12 protein-coding genes are annotated in these 19,970 nt (G+C 66.7%); 4 read left to right on the top strand and 8 right to left on the bottom strand.

What is annotated here, in order from left to right; genetic code table 11:
- Positions 1–86: 86 nt before the first annotated feature.
- A complete protein-coding gene (locus tag S58_RS02595) occupies positions 87–2,546 on the bottom strand; it encodes an adenylate/guanylate cyclase domain-containing protein (protein ID WP_015663675.1) in 2,460 nt (819 codons plus the stop codon).
- A gap of 268 nt (positions 2,547–2,814) precedes the next feature.
- Positions 2,815–4,935 (bottom strand): AsmA family protein, encoded by a 2,121-nt coding sequence (locus S58_RS02590; RefSeq protein ID WP_042340500.1) that lies wholly within the window; start codon positions 4,933–4,935, stop codon positions 2,815–2,817.
- 209 nt (positions 4,936–5,144) lie between these two features.
- On the opposite strand from S58_RS02590, the gene S58_RS02585 reads away from it, so the two are divergent.
- Entirely contained in the window at positions 5,145–5,819 is a 675-nt protein-coding gene (locus S58_RS02585) for a Crp/Fnr family transcriptional regulator (RefSeq protein WP_015663673.1), read from the top strand.
- 252 nt (positions 5,820–6,071) lie between these two features.
- Positions 6,072–7,706 carry a glycosyltransferase family 39 protein gene (locus S58_RS02580; RefSeq protein WP_015663672.1) on the top strand — a complete coding sequence of 545 codons (1,635 nt, stop codon included), beginning with the start codon at positions 6,072–6,074 and terminating at the stop codon, positions 7,704–7,706.
- A gap of 25 nt (positions 7,707–7,731) precedes the next feature.
- Here the strand turns inward: S58_RS02580 and S58_RS02575 are convergent, their stop codons facing one another.
- The 4 genes from S58_RS02575 to S58_RS02560 form a co-directional block, all read right to left on the bottom strand.
- A complete protein-coding gene (locus S58_RS02575) occupies positions 7,732–10,884 on the bottom strand; it encodes an efflux RND transporter permease subunit (RefSeq protein WP_015663671.1) in 3,153 nt (1,050 codons plus the stop codon).
- On the bottom strand, positions 10,884–11,810 hold the full coding sequence (locus tag S58_RS02570; RefSeq protein WP_015663670.1) for an efflux RND transporter periplasmic adaptor subunit: 927 nt from the start codon (positions 11,808–11,810) through the stop codon (positions 10,884–10,886). The genes S58_RS02575 and S58_RS02570 overlap by 1 nt, the downstream gene beginning before the upstream one ends.
- A 173-nt stretch (positions 11,811–11,983) precedes the next feature.
- Entirely contained in the window at positions 11,984–12,655 is a 672-nt protein-coding gene (locus S58_RS02565; RefSeq protein WP_015663669.1) for an OmpA family protein, read from the bottom strand.
- Positions 12,656–12,789: 134 nt separating this feature from the next.
- A complete protein-coding gene (locus S58_RS02560) occupies positions 12,790–14,292 on the bottom strand; it encodes a caspase family protein (protein WP_042338603.1) in 1,503 nt (500 codons plus the stop codon).
- 333 nt (positions 14,293–14,625) lie between these two features.
- Here S58_RS02560 and S58_RS02555 point away from each other — a divergent pair, with 333 nt between their 5' ends.
- Positions 14,626–15,432 carry an N-acyl homoserine lactonase family protein gene (locus S58_RS02555; RefSeq protein ID WP_015663667.1) on the top strand — a complete coding sequence of 269 codons (807 nt, stop codon included), beginning with the start codon at positions 14,626–14,628 and terminating at the stop codon, positions 15,430–15,432.
- 1,252 nt (positions 15,433–16,684) lie between these two features.
- On the opposite strand, the gene S58_RS02550 is transcribed toward S58_RS02555, so the two are convergent.
- The gene (locus S58_RS02550; RefSeq protein ID WP_015663666.1) at positions 16,685–17,662 is read right to left on the bottom strand and encodes a L,D-transpeptidase; all 978 of its coding nucleotides are present in this window, start codon (positions 17,660–17,662) and stop codon (positions 16,685–16,687) included.
- 216 nt (positions 17,663–17,878) lie between these two features.
- On the opposite strand from S58_RS02550, the gene S58_RS02545 reads away from it, so the two are divergent.
- Entirely contained in the window at positions 17,879–18,754 is an 876-nt protein-coding gene (locus tag S58_RS02545; protein WP_377813373.1) for an efflux RND transporter periplasmic adaptor subunit, read from the top strand.
- Positions 18,755–18,992: 238 nt separating this feature from the next.
- Here the strand turns inward: S58_RS02545 and S58_RS02540 are convergent, their stop codons facing one another.
- Positions 18,993–19,850 (bottom strand): caspase family protein, encoded by an 858-nt coding sequence (locus S58_RS02540; RefSeq protein WP_015663664.1) that lies wholly within the window; start codon positions 19,848–19,850, stop codon positions 18,993–18,995.
- Between the last annotated feature and the right edge of the window lie 120 nt (positions 19,851–19,970).

Here is a 19,970-nt window from a genome sequence, read left to right as displayed (position 1 = left end):
CACCGTTCTTCGCCAAACTGCGGCGGTGGGCACGGCGCGCGAGACTGCGGCCGGCAACGGGCACCACCCGGGCGCCTTTGCCCACCCTACTTGTTAGTTGCCGACGAACGCCGCCGCTCTTCGACTTCGACCACCTCGGCGCTCTCGCCACGCCAGCGCAAAATCTCCATCGCCAGCACCGGGTGATTGAAGCCCTTCAGATGCAAATCGTCGATCGGTCTCGCATCGACAGACTGCTCGACCACGCCGAAGACACGGCGGGATACGATCACCTGTCCCGCCTTGGCCTCGTCGCACAGCCGCGAGGCGAGGTTGGTGACGCTGCCGATCGCGGCGTATTCCAGCCGATGCTCGAAGCCGACCTGGCCGAGCGTGGCGTAGCCGAGCGCGATGCCGACGCCGAACCCCAGACTGTGGCCGCGATTTTTCCAGCGCTCAGTCAGGAGGCCGATCTCCTCGCGCATTTCCAGCGCCATCTTGACCGCCCGCATGGCGTGGTCCTCGAACGGGATCGGCGCGTTGAACAGGATCATCACGCCGTCGCCGGCATAACGGTCGAGCGTGCCTTCGTATTTGAAGATCAGCTTGCCGAGCGCCGCGTGATATTCGCGCAGCACGTTCATGGCCTCTTCGGGCTCTGTCGTCTCGGTGAACGACGTGAAGCCGCGCAGATCGCAGAACACGACCGTGACCTCGCGGCGGTGGCTCTCCAGCAGCGCATCGTGACCGTCCGAGGAGGCGATGATCTGCGCCACCTGCGGCGCGAGAAAGCGCTCCAGCCGCCTGATCCGCTCGATCTCGCCGAGCTGCTTCTCGACCCGATCCTCGAGCGACTTGTTCCACTCGCGCAGCTGCTCGGTCTGCTCGGTGAGCTTGGCGGCCTGCTGCTGCACCGTCGCGTGGGTCAATGCGAGCTCCCGCCCCTTCTGGTCGACCTCGGTGAACAGCCGCGCATTGCGCATGGCGAGCACGGCCTGGTGGGCAAAGGTGCGCATCAAACCGATCAGGTTCGGCGAGAACGCACCGGCTGACCGCCTGAGCACCACGAGCGCGCCGAGCACGCCCTGCTGATCCACCAGCGGCGTGAACAGCACGGCATGGAAGCCGGCTGCAACCGCGACGTCACGCAGCGGATGATCCGGCGCGCTTTCGAGCTCGGCGATCGCGATCGGCTCGCCGCTGCGCACGGAGTCGGACAGCAGGCTCGTCTGCTCGTCGAGCATGGTGTGGGCGCCGTCTTGCGTCGCCTCGACGCCCTTGGCTTCCACCAGCCTGAAGCGACGTTCGGCCGCATCGTAGGAATAGATCAGCACCGCATCGGCATGCGTAATCTCGAGCGCGCGCGCCGCCACCGTCGGCAGCACCGCGTTGAGATCGAGCGAGGACGCCACCGCACGTCCGACCTCCTCCAGCACCTTCAGCTCGTTGATCGACTGCGCCAGATCCCGCGTCCGCTCCTCGACCTTCGCCTCCAGCACGGCATAGGACTGCGCGAGCTGGCCCGCCATGCTGTTGAACTGATCGGCCAGCTCTTCCAGCTCGTCATGCGTCTTCACCTCGATCCGCTGACCGAAATCACCGGCACCGAGCCGGTGCGCGCCGGCGCGCAACGCCGTGATCGGCACGAGCATGCGGCGCGCCAGCAACGATCCGGCAAGCGTCGCGACGGCAAGACCAAGCGCGATCAGCAGCGCGCCGCGCAACAGCTGGTCGCGGATCGGCGCCAAAGCGTGCGCCGTGGACTGCTCGAAGAACACGGCCCAGCCGAGCTTGGGCAAGGTCGCGGCAGCCGACAGCACGGCGTGGCCCTCGCCGTCGGTGCCGGATGCCAGCGGCTGGCCGTCGGGGGCGATCACCGCGGCGACCTGCGGCAGCTTGGCGAGATCCTGGCCGACACCGGGCCCCTTCGCCGAGCTCGCGAGCACCTGGCCGCGCGGATCGACAACATAGGCGATGCCGACCTTGCCGACCTGCGCCTCGGTCATGAAGTCTTCGAGAAAATCGAGATCGATGTCGGCCACGGTCACGCCGGCGTTGAAGCCGGAATGCGCGACCGAGATCGACATCATCGGCTGCGTGCCCTTGAAGGTCACCGCCGAGAAGTTGCTCCCATGCGTGACGGTGTCGGTGAAGCGCAGATCGCGCGACAGATCATTGCCGGAGGAGAACGAGATCGAGGTGCGCGAGACCCGGAGTTGCTCGCGGCCCTGGCCGTCGAGCTGATAGAGCTGCGTGACCGCCGGCACCTGGCTGAGCAACTGGACATAGTCGGCGCGGCGGTCCTCCAGCGTCTTGGCGCTCGCCCGGGTCACCCAGCTGATCTGGCGCTGCAGGTCCGAGACCGCCTGATCGATCCGCCGGGCGCTCGCATCGGCCTTTTCGGCCATGGCGGCGGTCAGGCTCGCCTTGGTGGCCTGATAGCTGATCCAGGTTTCGGTCACCCCGTTCACGGCCAGCACGAACACCACGAGCCCGACCAGCGACACGACGTATTTGGCAAACAGACCCTGCCGCAGCGACCAGCCCCTGTTCTCAACCTCGCTCATCCGGACCCCTCACGCGCATCAGCACCGAGGCCAAACCTCGGACGGCGCGCTCGCTGCCGTCTGTCGACAACGACACCTCAGTGACAGCGCCATATCGGGATGGTGCACCGCCGACGTCCATTTAGCACAAAATGACCGGCGGGACGGGCCCCATGCGAAGGCCTGCCCTGCGTGCCTCATGTTCGCGCATGTGGCGGTGAACATCCTCCTCCGTTAGGAGGAGGCCAGATAGGAGGAGGCCAGACGTGATCGTCCCTCAGGTTTCATATTACCTGTTGAAAATGCGCTTCAGGACGTCGTTCATGGGCTGGCTGTCCTGGGCGCTCTCTTGGCTCCCATCCTGTAAGGGCACCGCCCGGCTGCCAGCAGCCGGTGGCGTATCCTGCGCCGCGTCAGCCGCCGACGGCGCCGGGCTGGCCGACAGCGGCGCGGCGCCGTCGGATGGATTCAGCGTACGGCCGCGGCTCCGTCCTTGCGGCGGGGTGCCCTGCTGCAAACCCTGCTGGATCAGATTGCCGATCGTGGCCCCCAGCTGGCCGCCCAGCAGATCGGATTGGCCAGCAGCCGGCGGCTGCGCGTTCGGGGCCGCGCCCGTTGGCGCGCCGTTTGCTCCGGCCGCACTGTTGGAGGTCGAGTTTCCGATCAAGCCACCGATGCCGTTGATGAGATTGTCGAGCCCGGCGCCGTCCTTGCCGAACAGGCCCTGCCCCATCTGCTTGAGCTTGGCGTAGGCAGCGTCGGGATTGTCGAGGATGCCGGCCATGTCCGGATAGAAGCGCGGCTGGCTCCACGGGCCGTCGATCATCACGGGAATGCCAAGACCGATCGGATCCGAGGTGCGGCCCTGCCCCTCCGTCGTCATCACCAGCTTCGGCTCGACGCGCATCGCCAGCGCGCGATTGCCGAGATCGATCGTGCCCGCACCGGTGACCTTCACCAGCGGCCCGGCCAGATTGAGGTCACTTGTCGCCGCCTGCCCGCGCTCGACCTGGAATGACGCCGAGAGCTGGGTGAGATCGGTCGTCAGCTCCTTGGAGTCCTGCCATCCCGACAGCGGATTGGTCGTCAATGAGCGGATCATCTGCGCGACGTTGATGCCGCGGATCGCACCGTCCTGGAACAGCAGGAACGCCGAGCCGCTGAGATTGCTCATGATCGCCTGCTGGCTGGCGCCACTCGATCGCAAGGCCAGCTTGCCTTGCATGCGCGCATCGAGCTTGGTGAAATCGGCGAGGCTCGAGAGCAGCGGCAGCGCGCGGACCGCGGCGAGATCGCAATGCATGGCATAGGCGGGGTTGCCGGTGGATGCGTCGATCACGATCTCGCCGTTGGCCTGTCCGCCATAGACGCCGAGATTGCTGACGGTCGCCTTCAATACGCCGCCAGCCAGCGACGCCTCCACGTCCAACGGGCCAAGGCGCGCGTTGGAGACGGCGATGTCCGTTGCCGACAGCTTCACGCGCGCATCGACGTAGTTCAACCCGCGCAGATCGATCGGGGCCGTGCTCCAGCCCGGAGAGCCGGCCGTGCCCGGCGCCCCGGGGTTCCCGAGATCCAACCGGCCGACATCGAGATCGACCTTCACCAGCGGCTTGCTCGCGACGTCGATAGAGGCCCAGCCGTTGAAATCACCGTCGCCGAGCGTGCCGCTCAGGCCGTTGATCATCACCAGCGGACCGTTGAGCCGGACCTCGGCGCGACCCGCCAGCACGCCACGAAACGCGCTGGCCATCCCGATCTTGAACTCGACCGGCACGGTCTGCCGATCGATCGGCATCGCAGGGGCCGCAGCCGTCACGTCGAACGTCAGCGGGCGATCACCCGCGCGTGCACTTCCCGCGATTCGGATCTTGCCGCCGTCGCTCAGTGAGGCCGTCGCAGCGATGCCCTCCAGCCGATTCTCGACCCGGTCGCGCGGATTGGAGAGGATGACGGCGCCGTCCCTGACGGTGACCCGTTCGATCCGAACCGGGGGCGCCGCTTCCTGCTTCCCGCCGGGGCGGCTGCGGAGTGCATTGTCACGCAGGCGCTCGCGCAGCAGCGGGAGATAAATGGTGGGCTTGTCGATGATGATCTCGCCGATCTCGGGCCGGCCGGACCATAGGCTCGACAGCGCCATGTCGGCCTGCAGCTTGCCGATCGTCAGCCGATTGTTGCCGTCCCGCTCCTTCGGATCCTGCAGCGTGATGTCGGTCAACGTCGCATGCAGCGAAGGCCACAGGCTGACGCTCGTCGAGCCGGCCATGGTGAGACGATAGCCGGTGTCGCGCTCGACGCGATCCTGGATGGCGACGGTCAGAAAGCCCGCCGGAAGCCCGAAGGCCAGCGCGAGAGCGAGCACGACGATGACGGCGCCAACCAGTCCGCCTGCGATCTTCAATGCTTTCATGTCCATGTCCCAATCGCGATGCGCGAGCGGTTCACGCGGGGCAAGCGCGCCGCAGCGCCACCCCGCTCGAGGCCTATTCTATCCCGCGGACCGCTCCAAGAGCGGTGAAAATAGTCGGGAGCACGTGCGTCCTTATGTGACTTATGACACACTTCCGCCAGAGCGGTTTCCGTAAGTACATCTTTCAATCCATTCCTGAAGGTATAGCGATGAGCAAGCAGGCCGAATTTGCGGTCATCCTGAAGATGAACCCGATGTTCGCCGACCTCGGGGCCGACGAGCTTCAGCGTCTCGCGACCCTTTGCCATACCCAGCATCTCTCCGCGGGCGAGGTGCTGTTCCAGAAGGGCGATGCCGGCAACGCCCTGTTCGGGGTCAGGCGCGGCCAGATCCGCATCGAGACCGGCGCCACCGACGGCAGCCGGCTCACGCTGAACTTCATGGGGCCCGGCGATCTGTTCGGCGAGGTCGCGGTGCTTGATGGACAGGAGCGCACGGCCGATGCCACGGCCGGCGAAGTCACCGAGCTGTTCGTTCTGCGGCGCGAGGATTTCCTCAGCTTCCTGGAACGCGAGCCCAAGGTGGCGATCAGGATCATTCAGCTGTTGTGCCAGCGCATCCGCTGGCAGAGCGAGCGGATGGAGGAGTCGGTGTTGCAGCCGCTGCCGGTCCGGCTGGCCCGCCGGCTGTGTGCGCTGGCGGATGATTTCGGTTCCGAGGTGCACATCTCGCAGGAGCAGCTCGGCATCTTCGTCGGCGCGGCGCGCGAGAGCGTCAACCGGCAGCTGCAGGCCTGGCGCAAGGACAAGATCCTGGATCTGCAACGCGGCCGCATCCTGCTGCATGACCTGACCAAGCTCAGCACGATCGCGCGAAACGAGTAGCCGGCAGAAGCTTCGCCCCGAATTTGTCCGATCGAAGTCCGGTCCATGGCAGGAACCGCCTGCCGTGCATCGTTTCGTATCGGCCTCGGCCAAACATGATCGCAATTGGGCCATCGCACCTCACAATTTGCGACATGAACTCTTTTTAACAATTCTAACAGGGGTCAATCCGGCAGCGGTCGTATCCCTTCGCCCGGCGCACGCGCCGCCGGACGAAGTTCGTCGCGCCATTGTTGAAAGTGAAGTCACGTCATGAGCCTTGCGTTGCCGGCGATTGCGATCGAGACCAACGATTTGGTCGCACGGTGGCGCAGGGCTCTCGGGATCTGGATCGACGCCGTCGAGGACGGCTGGGCGGTGCCGGTGCTGATCGCGGGGTTCGTTGCGTTCTGGATGGCGTATTTCTCGATCGCCTATGTGGGTGGCGATCTCCATCAGGATGTGATCGAGACCTGGTCGCTCGGGCGCAGCTTCGACTGGGGCTCCACCAAGCATCCGCCCTTGATGGGCTGGGCCGCGCGCGCTTGGACGACGGTGTTTCCGCTCACCAACTGGTCGTTCAATTTGCTGGCGCTCACCAACGCCGCGGTCGGATTGTGGGCCGTGGATCTGATCACCCGGCGCTTCGCACGCGGCGACCGGCGCCTCGTCGTGCTGCTGCTGTTGATGCTGCTGCCGATCTATCAGCTGCATGCGCAGCGCTTCAACGCCAATGCGGTGCTGTTGTCGAGCTGGCCGCTCGCGACCTGGTGCTTCCTTCGCTCGTTCGAGACGCGCAGCAACGGCTGGGCCGTAGCGGCCGGCGCAACCGCCGCGCTCGCCATGCTCGGCAAGTACTACTCGATCTTCCTGATCGGCAGCTTCGCGATCGCGGCGCTCTGTCACCGCGATCGGCGCGCCTATTTCACGTCGGCGGCGCCATGGATCGCCGCGCTCGCCGGCCTCGTGGTGCTCGCGCCTCACCTGGTCTGGCTTGCCACCACCGGGGCGCAGCCATTCTCGCACGCGATCGAGCATCACGTCGGCAAGACCGCCGCGGCCGCTCTGATCGAGGGCGGCGGCTTCCTGCTCGCGATGGCCGGCATCGCCGGTGTTCCCGGCCTGATATGGCTGGCGATGACGCGGCCGCGTCCGACCCGCGTGCTCAACGACGCACTCAGCCTCGACTCCGGGCTCCGGCTTCTGGCGATGATCAGCATCGGCACGGTGGTCTTCCCGGCGTTGATCTCGGCGATCTTCGGCACCGACATGCCGCCGCTGTGGGGCCTGCAGGGCATATTCCTGTTCGTTGTCGTTACCGTGTGCGGCGCCAGCTACCATGTCCCCCGCGACATGACGATCAACCTCGCCGCCACAACGATTGCGATCGCCGCGTTCGCGGCCACCATCGTCGCGCCGCTCCATGCGCTGTACCGGAACTACGTTCCGCTCAGCGAGGGCCGCAACTTCTACGAGCCCGCCGTGGCCGAGCTGGACCGGCTGTGGCGGACCGCCTCGGACCGCCCGCTGACCGCGGTGGGCGGCGACGATGGCCTCGCTTTTGCTGCGGCCTTCTACAGCCCCGACCATCCACGCTACGAGATGGGCCTGGTGCATCCGCACGAGCTGCAGCTTCCGAACGCCGCGCGGCGCGCCGGTGGCTGGGCCGCCTTGTGCTACGACACCGACATCTCCTGCATCATGGGCATGCAGGCCGCAGCGGCGCGGGAAGAGCGCTCGATCCGGGCGGACTTCACGCTCCGTACCAACATGTTCGGCTGGCAAGGCGCCAGTCAGGGCTTCGTCGCCCTGATCATACCGCCCGACACCGACCGGCCCACCGGAACCGCACCGGACGCGGCCGACGATCTCAGTGCCCGCCGGCGCCTGCCATCGACGGCGAACTGACCCGGCCCGCGTGGCAAATTCCCGTTCATTCCGCGGCCGGTGAAACCATCGACGGCGGCGGCTTCTGCGCGTGCCCCGAACTCGTCGCGTGACTCGCTTGCGGCGCGTCCGCGGCCTCGCCGGAGGACACGATCAGCTTGCGGCCGAGCCGCGCGAACAGCGCGCCGACATCGTCCATCACCAGGAACATCGCCGGCACGAACAACAGCGACAGCACGGTCGAGAACACCAGGCCGCCGATCACGGCAAGCGCCATCGGCGAGCGGAATTCGCCGCCGGCGCCGACCGCCAGCGCGCTCGGCATCATGCCGGCGACCATCGCGATCGTGGTCATCACGATCGGACGCGCCCGCTTCATGCCGGCATCGATGATCGCCTCGTCGCGTCTCGTGCCCGCATGGATCGCCTCGACGGCGAACTCCACCAGCATGATCGCATTCTTGGTGACGATGCCCATCAGCATCATCATGCCGATATAGACCGGGATGGTGAGCTGCTTGCCCGTCAGCATCAGCGCGCCGATCGCACCGCCGATCGACAGCGGCAGCGAGAACAGGATCGTGATCGGCTGCAGGAAGGTGCCGAACAGCAGCACCAGCACTGCATAAACGATCATCAGGCCAGCCGTGATCGCCGTGATGAAGCCGGAGGCCAGCTCATTGAGGCTTTCGGCATCATCGGATGGGATCAGCTTGACGCTGGCCGGCATGCTCTTTCTGACCGGCAGCTCGTCGATCTGCTTGGTCGCATCGCCCAGCGCCGCAAGCCCGACGAGGTCGGCAGCGACGGTGGCCTGCCGTCCGCGATCGTAGCGGCTGATGCTGGTCGGGCCCTGATCGAGCTTGATGTCCGCAACCACGGCGAGGGGCACGCCGCCCTTCTCGCCATATTGGCCGAGCGGCACCCGCAACTGCTCGAGGATCTTCACGTCGCTGCGCGCCGCATCCTCCAGCTGCACCCGGATCGGAACCAGGCGGCCGCCGGCGTCGTATTTCGCCAGCGCCGGTCCGACGTCTCCGATCGTGGCGACGCGGATCGTCTGCGACAGGCTTTCGGTCGAGACGCCCAGACGGGCGGCCAGATCGGCGCGCGGCTGCACCCGCAATTCAGGCCGGTCGAGCGATGTGTCCGACACCACGTTGGAGATGATGGGGATCCGCCGCATCTGCGACGCCAGCTCGCTCGCAACGTTGTCGACCAGCTTGGGGTCCGTGCCGGTCAGGACGAGCTTGATCGGCCGCAGGCCGTTCTCGTCGGTGAACCAGAACCGGATGTCGGGAATATTCTCGAGGTCCTTGGTGATCGCGAGCTCGAGCTCCTTCTGGGTGATCTTGCGCTCGGTCTTCGGCGTGTAGTTGACGATCATTCCGGCGCGGCGAACCTCCATGGCGCCCTGCAGCCGGCCGCCGTCGACGAACACGCTGCGAACCTCGGGCCGCTTGCGCAGCTGCGCCACGATGTCCTCGGTCACCTTCTCGGTGTAGGCGAGCTGTGCGCCGGGCGGCAGCTCGATCGCGAGCAGCGATCGCGCGGCGTCCTGGGCCGGCAGGAAGCCTTGCGACAGCAGGGTCGTGCTCCAGATCGACGCGGCGAAGATCCCGATGCCGAGCAGCACCGTGATGAAATAGTGCTTCACCGACCACGTCACGATGCGCTGATACGCACGCAGGATGAACCCCGGCGGCGGATCGTCGTGGTTGTGATCCCTGAGGAAGTAGGCGGCCAGCATCGGGGTGACGAAACGCGCCGCCAGCAGCGAGAAGAACACCTGCACCGAGACGGTGATGCCGAACTGCTTGAAGAACTGTCCGGCGATGCCCGACATGAAGCTGGCCGGCGCGAAGATCGCGATGATGGTGAGGCTGATCGCGATGACCGCGAGCCCGATCTCGTCGGCGGCGTCGAGCGCGGCGCGATAGGGCGACTTGCCCATCCGCATGTGGCGCACGATGTTCTCGATCTCGACGATGGCGTCGTCGACGAGAATGCCGGTCGACAACGTGATCGCCAGGAACGAGACCATGTTCAGCGAGAAGCCGAGCAGGTCCATCGCCCAGAAGGCCGGGAAGATCGACAGCGGCAGCGAGATCGCCGCGATCACCGTCGCCCTGATATCACGCAGGAACAGCAGCACGATGATGACGGCGAGGATCGCGCCCTCGAACAGGGTCGAGATCGCGGCCTCGTAGTTGCCCTTGGTGAACTCGACCGACGTATCGATCAGCTTCAGCTCGACGTCGGGATGGGCGGCCTTCACCTGGTCGATGCGCTTCTGCACGGCGGCGGCGACGACGACGTCGCTGGCGCCCTTGGAGCGCTTGATGCCGAGCGCCACCACCGGCTCGCCATTGAAGCGCGCGAAGGTGCGGCGATCGGCGATCGTATCGGTGACCGTCCCGAGATCGGCAAGCCGGACTTCACCGCCACCGAACAGCGGAATCATGGTGTTCGACAGCTCGTTCAGCGTCTTGGCGCCGGCAAGCGTGCGGATCGCCTGGTCGTTCTTGCCGATTTCGGCCCGGCCGCCGGCGACATCGACATTGGTGCCGCGCAGGCTCTGGCTGACATTGACCGCGGTGAGGCCCATGGCCTGCAGCCGGTCGGGATCGAGCGAGACCAGAATCTCGCGCTCGACACCACCGATGCGCTCGACCTGGCTGACGCCGCGCACGCCCTGCAGCTCACGTTTGACCACGTCGTCGACGAAGAACGACAGCTGCTCTGGCGTCTTGCCCGGCGAGATCGCCGCATAGGTGACGATCGGCAGGCCGATCTTGTCGACGCGCGAGATCAAGGGCTCGGTGACGTTCTGCGGCAGGTCGGAGCGCACCCGCGTCACAGCGTCCTTGACGTCGTTGATGGCGCGATCGGTGTTGGTCTCGAGCGCGAACGTAATCGTCGTCACCGACAGGCCGTCGGTGATCAGCGACTGGATGTGGCGCGCGCCCTCGACGCCGGAGACGCCGTCCTCGATGATCTTGGTGACCTGCGACTCCAGCTCCGACGGCGCCGCGCCGAATTGCGCCACCGCGACCGAGATCACCGGGATGTCGGCGTTCGGCAGCCGCGTCACCGCGAGCTTGGTGAAGCTCATCCAGCCCAGGATCAGCAGGATGATGGAGAACAGGATCGAAGGCAGCGGGTTCCGGATCGACCATGCCGAGATATTCAGTGCCATCAGCGTACCCGCGTGCGATCGATGTCTTCGGCGAACATGGTCTTGATCTGGTCGCCGTCATGTAGCGAGCTGCCGGCGTCGGCCACCACGATTTCACCCTCTGCCAGACCTTCAAGGATTTCCGTCGACGTATCGGACACCAGCCCGACCCGGACCCTGCGGGTCTCGACGACGTCGCCCTTCACGACCTGAACGGTGAGATGATCGATCGCGGTGTTGGGAATGGCGACGCCGCAGCTCCGCCTGGCGTCGATATTGGCGCGCGCGAACATTCCGGGCTTGAGCGACGGATTGCTGGTCAGCGCGATGCGGACATGGCCGAGCTGGGTGGACCGGTCGACCTGCGGCGCCACGACGCGAAGCCGGCCGACGATGTCGGGAAGGTTGTCGCGGGTCATGCGCACCGGGGCGCCCGGGCTGAGCTTCAGGAGATGCACGCTCGGGACTTCGGCGTCGAGCTCCAGCTCGTTGTTCACGGCAATCCGGAACATCGGCCCGGCCTGAGGCGACGCGGGTGCGCCGGCGATGGTGCGGACTTCGGTGACGACGCCCGCGGCCGGCGCACGCAGCGACAGCGGCCGGTTCGCGGCTGCGGCCGGCGCGCCCGGCTGGGGCGGTGGCGGCGTCAGCCGTGCGAGCTCCTGGTTCTCGGTGACCACGTCGCCTTCCTTGGCCAGGACATCGGTGACGCGCGATCCCTCCTGGTCGGCGCCGACCACGGCCTCGCGACGGGCCACCACGAATCCGGTGACGCGCACGAGGTCGGAGAAGCAGGCCTTGCCGGCCTTGGTCACCAGCACCTGCGCCTGCATCCGCGCCTCCTCGGCGGCCGGGTGCGGGCGGTGCTCGTACCAGTAATAGCCGGCGAACAGCGCCACGAAGACCACCGCACTGGCCGCGGTTTTGAGGGATTTCGGCAGCTTCATCGGAGGTGGGATCCGGGCGGGTCGAACTGCGGTTTCACGATGGAGCGGGGGCTCCTGGAAGGATGGCGCGGCACGATCCGACAACACGATGCGTCCCGCAAGCCTGCGAGACGCATCCGGTCAGCTCGATCTCTCGCCACGCGACCCCCGACGGCGCTGGTGCGGACGCGGCGCTACTTGGCGGCCGCCGTCTTGCTCTGCATGTTGACGACCTGGACGCGGCGGTTCACCTCGGCGAGCGGCTGGCTCGGATCCTTCAGCTTGCTCTTGCCGTAGCCCACGGTGACCAGGTCGGCGCCGGCGATGCCGAACTTCTCGACCAGGTAGCGCTTGATCGAATCGGCGCGCCGCTCCGACAGGTCCTGATTGTAGCCGTCGCCGCCGGCGGCATCGGTATGGCCGGCGACCACGAAGGTCGATCCCTTCAAGTCCGGGCTGGTCAGCGCGCGGCCGAGCGCCTGCACCGAGGCGAGCGACTTCTGGCTGATATTGGCCGAGTTGTAGTCGAAGGTGATCTCGAGATCGATGTTCGGCCTGGTCTTGGCGACGGTCGCGATCTCCTCGCGCTCGGCAGACGACAGCGAGCGCGTCGAACGGCCGCGGATGCTCTGCAGGAACTTGTCCTGCTCGGGCGCAGGCGCGGCCTCGGGCGGCGGCGACATCGACAGCCCGCGGGTCAGCGGCTTCTTCGGCCCGGCCAGCGCCCGGACGATCTGATCCTCGGTCACGTCCTCGGCGGCGAAGGCCTGTGTGACGCTCAGCGACGCGGCGGCGCCCAGCGCCATGGCCACCAGCAGTCCGGTCAGGCCGGCGGCTTTGGTCGAATTCGTCTTCGGTGCGGTCATAGCAATCCCTCCTCACGCGAACTGATCGGACCGGTCCCCGTCGCGAAGGCCCGCTCGCGACTCCCGGCTGTTCGCTGTTATGTCGGTCCGGCCCGCCGCATGGTTCGAGCCGGCGGGGGCCGCCTGCGCAAGAATCAGCGCACGCCGTAGCCTTCGAACTCGCGGACGATGTTCGGGTCCATCGCCTTGGCGTTGGCGATGTCGAGCGCCCCTTCCTGCGCGGCGCCGTTGCGCTGCTTGGCGAGGCCGCGGCCATACAATGACGACGTCAGCCGCGGATTGACCTTCAGCGCCGCATCGAAATCGGCAATCGCATTTTTGGTGGCCCCGCTCTTGAGATTCACGAGGCCGCGGCTGTCGAGCGCATCGACGAAATTGGGCCGCAGCCTGAGCGCCTCGTTGCAGTCGCGCAGCGCCGCCTGCAGCTCGCCGGCGACGGTGCGCGCCCAGCAGCGGTTGTTGAGCGCCTCGACGTCCTTCGGATTGATCCGGATCGTGTCGTCGAAATCCTTGATCGCGAGCGCATAGGCGCCCTTGCTGGCATAGACCTGGCCGCGCCGGTACAGCGCGCTGACGTCGTCCGGATTGGCCGCGATCTTGGCGGTCAGGCTCTTGATCGTCGGATCGTCGGCCAACGGATCCTGCGGCGGAGCCGGCAAATTGGCCGTCGGAGTATTGGTCGGCGCGGGCGTCGGCACCGGCGGAGCGGGCGGCGCCGGTGGCGCCGGCGGCGGGTCCACCCTCGGAGCCGGAGGCTGCGGAGGCGTGGGCGGGAGCGGCGGAGGCGGGAGCGGCGCGGGTGTGGGCGACGCGGTCGGCGTCGGTGCGGGCGTCGGCTGGGGCACCGGAGTGTTTTCGACCGATTGGGTCGGCCGCGTACCGGCGGCGCCCGGGACGAACGAGAAGTCCTCGGCGAGCGACGACGAGATCCACGGCACCTGCTCGCTGCGCGAGGCGCGCGTCACACCGACGCGGGTGCGGTTCAGCGTCTCCTCCGCGGTGAGGTCGGGAACGCGGATTTCCTTCAACAGCTCCTGCACGAAAAGGCTGCGATCGCGCCCCGTATCCGACACGACCGAAGACAGCGCGGCCGAATACATCACCAACGTACCGCTCGGTGCGATCACCGGCGCGAGCCCGGCCGATGCGGTGCGGAACCGGCGTTCATAGGGATTGCGTCGGGAGGCATCGAGCAGCGCGATCTTGACCCCGGCCCCGCGGCTGTTGATCTCGCCCAGCACCTGTTCCAGGCTGATGCCGTCGCGCCGCACGTCGGCCTCCTGCCAGATCTGCGCGTCGACCGGAACCATGTAGCTGGTGCGGTTGGACTGGATGCCGAAGCCGGAGAAGAACACCAGCGCCACCGAGCCGGGCTTGATCTTGCCGTAGAGCCGCTCGAGCGCACGGCGCATCGTGTCGCCGCTGGCGTTCTCGAGCGTTTCGACTGCGAAGCCGTCGCGCTTCAGCTCGTCGGTGAGATCGCGCGCGTCGTTGATCGGTTCCTTCAGCGGCGCTTCGGCATCCGGGTATTTCGCATTGCCGATCACCAGCGCGAAGCGGTCGCCGGCGGCGCGCGCCGGTCCGGACCACGCGACGGAGAACATCAAACCGAGCAGCAACAGCAGGCGAAGCGTCATCACGATGGCGGTCCAGCGTCCAGCAAACAGGCGCCGTCCAGCTTGCGCCGCGGCGACATTAACCCACGCGTCTGGCATTATCAAATCGCCGTGACGACACGTCAACCGCTTGCGGCGGCTCAGGAATCGTCGAATGCGGCGGCTGATCCCGCAACCGTCTTGCACGCTGCGGGCCATGACACCAGCCGACCATGCCGCGGTCCGGCGCGTTGCAATGTGAGATGCCTCACGCTCTGTCGCGGCCGGCCGCGGCCCGGTTCGATCGGCGCTGCGATTGACCTCCGTCGGCGGCGGTGGCTCGATGCCGCCGAGCCCAACCAACGAGAAGGCATCATGGGGAACGCCACCGAGATCTATGCGCTGCGCTATGCGACGATGTCGCCGCGCACGCCGCACATGAACTTCCTGCAGCCCGATCCGCACGATGCGGCGGCGCAGGATCTCGACTACTTCGTCTGGCTGATTCGCCAGCCGGGGCGCGACATCCTGGTCGACACCGGCTTCAACGCCGCGGAGGCGCAGGCCCGCAACCGCCGGCTGACGCGCGATCCGGTCGATGCGCTGGAGGCGTTCGGCGTCAAGGCCGCCGACATCCGCGACGTCATCGTCACGCACCTGCACTACGACCACGCCGGCAATCTCGACCGCTTCCCGAATGCCCGCTTCCATCTGCAGGAGCGCGAGATGGCCTATGCGACGGGACGCTGCATGTGCAACGGCCTGTTGCGCCATCCGTTCTCGGTCGAGCACGTCACCACCATGGTGCGCCACGTCTATGGCGAGCGCGTCACGTTCCACAATGGCGACGGCGAGATCGCGCCTGATATCACCGTGCACCGGGTCGGCGGCCATTCCGACGGGCTGCAGGTGGTGCGCGTCGCGACCGCGCGCGGACCCGTGGTGCTCGCCTCCGACGCCGCACATTACTACGCCAACCTGCAGCGCCGCAGCCCGTTTCCGATCGTCTACAACATCGGCGACATGGCGCTCGGCTGGGAGATCATCGAGCGCCTCGCGGGACATCCGGATCGCTTCATTCCCGGTCATGATCCGCTCGTCACCGAAATCTATCCACGGGTGAGCGATGGCATCGATGCCTATGCGCTGCATGTGCCGCCGTCGCGGTCGTTTGCGAAATAGTGGCGCAGTCGGCTCGGGAGACGTGATTGGCGTGGGCGTCTCGTCCGCCATCTCGAAGCGTCACCGATTTGCTCCGCCGTCATCGCCCGGCTTGACCGGGCGATCCAGTACTCCGAGGCGGCTCGGCTCGATCACGACGGCTGCGGCGTACTGGATCACCCGCTTTCGCGGGTGATGACATCTGAATCGGCGCACGGGCCGGTGCAAACAAATATGACTCCGCGTTCTCGCGGCGCGTTTCGCGTCCGAGCTTTGATCATCGAGACACCCTCCTGGAAAAGAGGGCGCAGGGAGAGCCAGGCCCCGACTGAGGCCTGCGGTCCGCGTGCAACAAAAAGCACGCGGCAGAACCACAGGTCAGCCGGATAACCCGGCCCTCCCTGCGCGACGGCTTTACGGATTATACGCAGTCTCCCCGGTGACCGGCTTGTTTGCCACCGTAACGACAACGCGCGCATCACGCCCGTTGCGCGGACCTCAGCGTCGGGAGGCCAGGACCCTGCGACTTCACCGTCCGCAACATGGCGTACGTCGGCATGCTTTGAGCACGCTGCGCCACATCGCGGCCATCGCATCCCACCCCAACGCATCGTGACGTTCGCGAAGGCGCCCCTCTTCAATGAGGCGGGACGAGCGGAAATCTCCACCTGATTTGCCCGACGGCGCAAGAGATTTCTTTTTATCGGAAGGTCTGGACAGGGCATGTCCACTTGAGATCGCTACACAAATCGGCCGCTGCGCGCAGGATAATGACGCGATGTGTAGGTGGGCAAAGGCGCGTTTGGCGGTGCCTCCGCTTGCACAAGGGCCCTGCGCGCCGTGCCCACAATCGGCATCACGAGCGAGACGGTGGGGCACGGCACCCGATGCACCGCATGTGGAGCTAACAACGTCGCAGAGCGCCCTTGCCCACCGGGCCAAGCGCTGCGCGATACAGCGCCCTCGCCCCTTGCGGGAGAGGGCATCTCCGGCCATCCGCGGACTCGTTCGGGTGAGGGGTATCTCTCGGCGAACAAAGCTTGTGGAAGCATACCCCTCACCCGAGCGAATTCGCGGTGCTTTCCGACATGCCCTCTCCCGCAAGGGGCGAGGGCGCAGTCATGAGCACTGCGCTCGTTGCCCGGGTTGATCTTCCGACGTTCGATCGTTGCTGCGATGCTGTGAGCTCGTTGACGTCATTGCGAGGGCGCGAGGTCCAAGCATCGCGCGGCCCGGAGGATGGCGTCGTCAGTTGGTAGCAACGACCACCCGCTCAATGCAGCTCCACCACTGCCTTCTTCGACAGGTGCTCGCCGAGGAATTTCGCGTCCCAGTTGGTCAGGCGGACGCAGCCATGGGATTCGGACTTGCCGACCTTGGACGGCTCGGCGGTGCCGTGGATGCCGTAGCCGTTGCCGACGGACAGGCCGATCCAGTAGGCGCCGACCGGATTGTTCGGGCCGGGCTTGATGGTGAACGGCTTGCGCGCCTTGACGCTCTTGAACTTGTAGTCCGGGTTGTAGCGATAGTTCGGATTGGCATCGATCGAGTCCACCTTGAAGCTGCCGACCGGCGTCGGCTTGTCGTCGCTGCCGACGGTGGCCGGAAACACCGCGACCAGCTTGCCGTCCTTGTCGAACGCCTGCACATGGCCGGCATCCTTGTCGACATCGAGCCGCGTGATCTGCGGCAGCTTCTCGTCCGGCTTGATCACGTTGGCGACGGCGATCTCCTCGCCTTCCTTGTCGAACGCGCTCTTCGGATTGAGCGCCGACAGCAGCGCCTCGCTCATGTGAAACTTCTCGGCCAGTGCCTCGCGCGCCGAGGTGTAGCCGAGCGACGGCAGATCCTTCATGTCCTCCATGCGTTGCGGCAGCTTCTTCAGGAACGGCCCCTTCAGGTCGCCGCGCCCGATCTTGTAGGTCACGATCGCGGGCGCTTGGTCCTCGCGCAGCAGCGCGTCCCACAGCTCCGGCGTCAGCTTCGATCCATTGCCGAGGCTCTTGGCGGCGGCGAAGGCGGCGAGCGCCTGGCGGGCGTTGTCGCCGAAGCGGCCGTCGATCTCGCCGGGCGAGACATGGGCGCGGTCGAGCAACACCTGGGCGCGGATCGCCACCGGATCCATCTTGTCCTCGGCCGGCGGCCGCTTGCGCAGCTCCGCGGCGTTGACCGCATCCGCCGTCAGCTCCGCAGCCGGCGCCGGCGTCGCGAACGCGGCAACGAGCAGAAGCGGTATCCAGAGCCGACGCATGACCGTGATCCTCGATTCGATACAAGTATCTCAGCTTCGACGGCGTCAACGTGGCGGCGGAGGATAAGTTCGGCCGCGCGGACGATGACAGCTGAACGTCGCGAGGGGGTGACGCGACTACGGAAGAAGAAGTTGGGTCTGCTGGCCCGGCGGCGGCGCGTCTGCTATCCCGGCAACGGCCGTTCGATGAATTGCGTTCGCGAGGATCGGTTTCGCATGGGACATTCCGGATCTGTCGTCATGATGCGCCGGCTGGCGCTGGCCGCCGGTCTCATGGCGCTGGCCCAGGGCGCCGTCGCGGCTCAGGACGATGCGCCGAAGGGCGCCGCGGTCAGCGTGCTCAAGGCCACCAAGGCCTGCTTCGACAACACCGTCGAAGTGTCCGGCATCGTGCTCGCCCGCGACGAGACAGCGGTCAGGCCCGACCGTCCGGGGCTGAAGGTGGCGGAGGTGATGGTCGATGCCGGCGACACCGTCACCGCCGGGCAGAATCTGGCGCGGCTGACGCCGCCGGAGGGCGGCTCGATCACGATCCAGGCGCCGGTCGCCGGCACCATCCTGTCGTCGAGCGCCAGCATCGGCGCGCTCGCATCGGGGCGAGGCGAGGCGTTGTTCTCGATCATCGCCCGCAATGAATTCGATCTCGTCGGCCTGGTGCCGTCAGCGCAGCTTGGCAAGCTCGCGGTCAACCAGACCGCCCGGATCCGCATCGTCGGTGCCGGCGAGGTCGACGGCAAGATCCGCCGGGTCGCGCCGACCGTCGAGCCGAACAGCCAGCTCGGCCAGGCCTTCATCAGCATCACCGGCACGACGCGGCTGCTGGTCAATTCATTCGGCCGCGCGGTGATCAAGATCGGCCAGAGCTGCGGCGTCGCGGTGCCGCTGACGGCGATTCTCTATGATCCCGATGGCACCGTGGTGCAGGTGGTCCGCGCCCAGCGCATCGAGACCAAGCGGGTCGAGATCGGCCTGATGGCGGGCGGCCAGGTCGAAATCCGCGAAGGCCTCGCCGAAGGCGACGTCGTGGTCGCCCGCGCCGGCGCACTGCTGCGCGAAGGCGACCCGGTCAGGCCGGTGACGGCGAGCAACTAACGGACGCGACGTGGCGGGGCTGATGGGCACGCTGCCACCCCCTCCTGGAGGGGAGGGTCGATGAGCGGCGCGTCAGCGACGGGGTGGGGTAAAGCCACAGATGACGAAGCCAGTGAAGAGATCACCCCACCCCGCCTCACGTTCCGCTTCGCTCCACGTGATGCGACCCTCCCCCACCAGGGGAGGGTGAGAGGATGCCGATATCGCGGAGCGTCTTCGGGAGCGTACCGGCTAAGCCTCAGCTGCCCGCGTTCGCCACGTCGGTGGACAGGCGGATGTCCTCGACCAGCGAGGATGACACCGTCGGCACCTGCTCGCCGTCGGAGCTGCGCGAGATCGCGTTGCGGGTCTTGTTGAACACGGCCTCGGCGCTTGCGCTCCTGCCGAGCTGATTGAGCAGCTCCGACACCAGCACGCTGTTGTTCTGATCCTTCGGATCGTCCAGCACCTTGCCGGGCGTGGCCGAGGACATGATCAGCGCATTGGCAGGCGCGCTGATCGGGGCCAGGCCATGCGAATAGGCGCGGAAGCGGCGCTCATAGGGATTGCGGCGCGAGGCGTCGACCACGACCAGCTTGGCGCGCGCGCCCTGCTCGCGGACGGTGTCGAGCACGCGCTCGATGCTGGTGCCCTCGCGGCGGACATCGGCTTCCTTCCAGATCTTGGCGTCGACCGGGATCATATAGCTCTCGCGGCCGGCCTGGATGGCGTAGCCGCCGAAGAACAGCATGACGACGGAGTCCGATTTGATCCTGGTCTTCAGGCGCTCGAGCGCGCGCGCCATGTCCTCCCGGGTCGCATCCTCGACGACGTCAACGTCAAAACCGTCGCGGCGCAGGGCGCTGGTCAGGGCGCGGGCATCGTTGATCGGCTGGGCCAGCGGCGCATTGGCGTCGGGATAGCGGCTGTTGCCGATGACCAGCGCGAGACGCCCGCCATTGCTATCCGTGTTCTGCTCGACAGTTGCGGTCTGGGGCGCATCGGGCGAACGCTTGTTCAGGGCAGCATGCGCGCCGATCGCGAGCGACACCGTGCAAACGAGCGCGGCGGCGATCACGGCCGAACGGCGGGACAGAGAAGGCTGCCTTGCGGTCATCACGTCAATCCTGGTCCGAGCCTGCCCGTCGATGCCAAAGGGCTGCACCCTTTGGTCGCGCTGGCGCCTCTGAGGTTTGAGGGGTTGCGAGACGATGTGTCGTCACATTGCGCGCAAATT

It is taken from the genome of Bradyrhizobium oligotrophicum S58 (assembly GCF_000344805.1).
In the GTDB taxonomy this organism is placed as follows: Bacteria; Pseudomonadota; Alphaproteobacteria; order Rhizobiales; family Xanthobacteraceae; genus Bradyrhizobium; species Bradyrhizobium oligotrophicum.
This window is presented reverse-complemented; position numbering and strand designations above follow the sequence as displayed.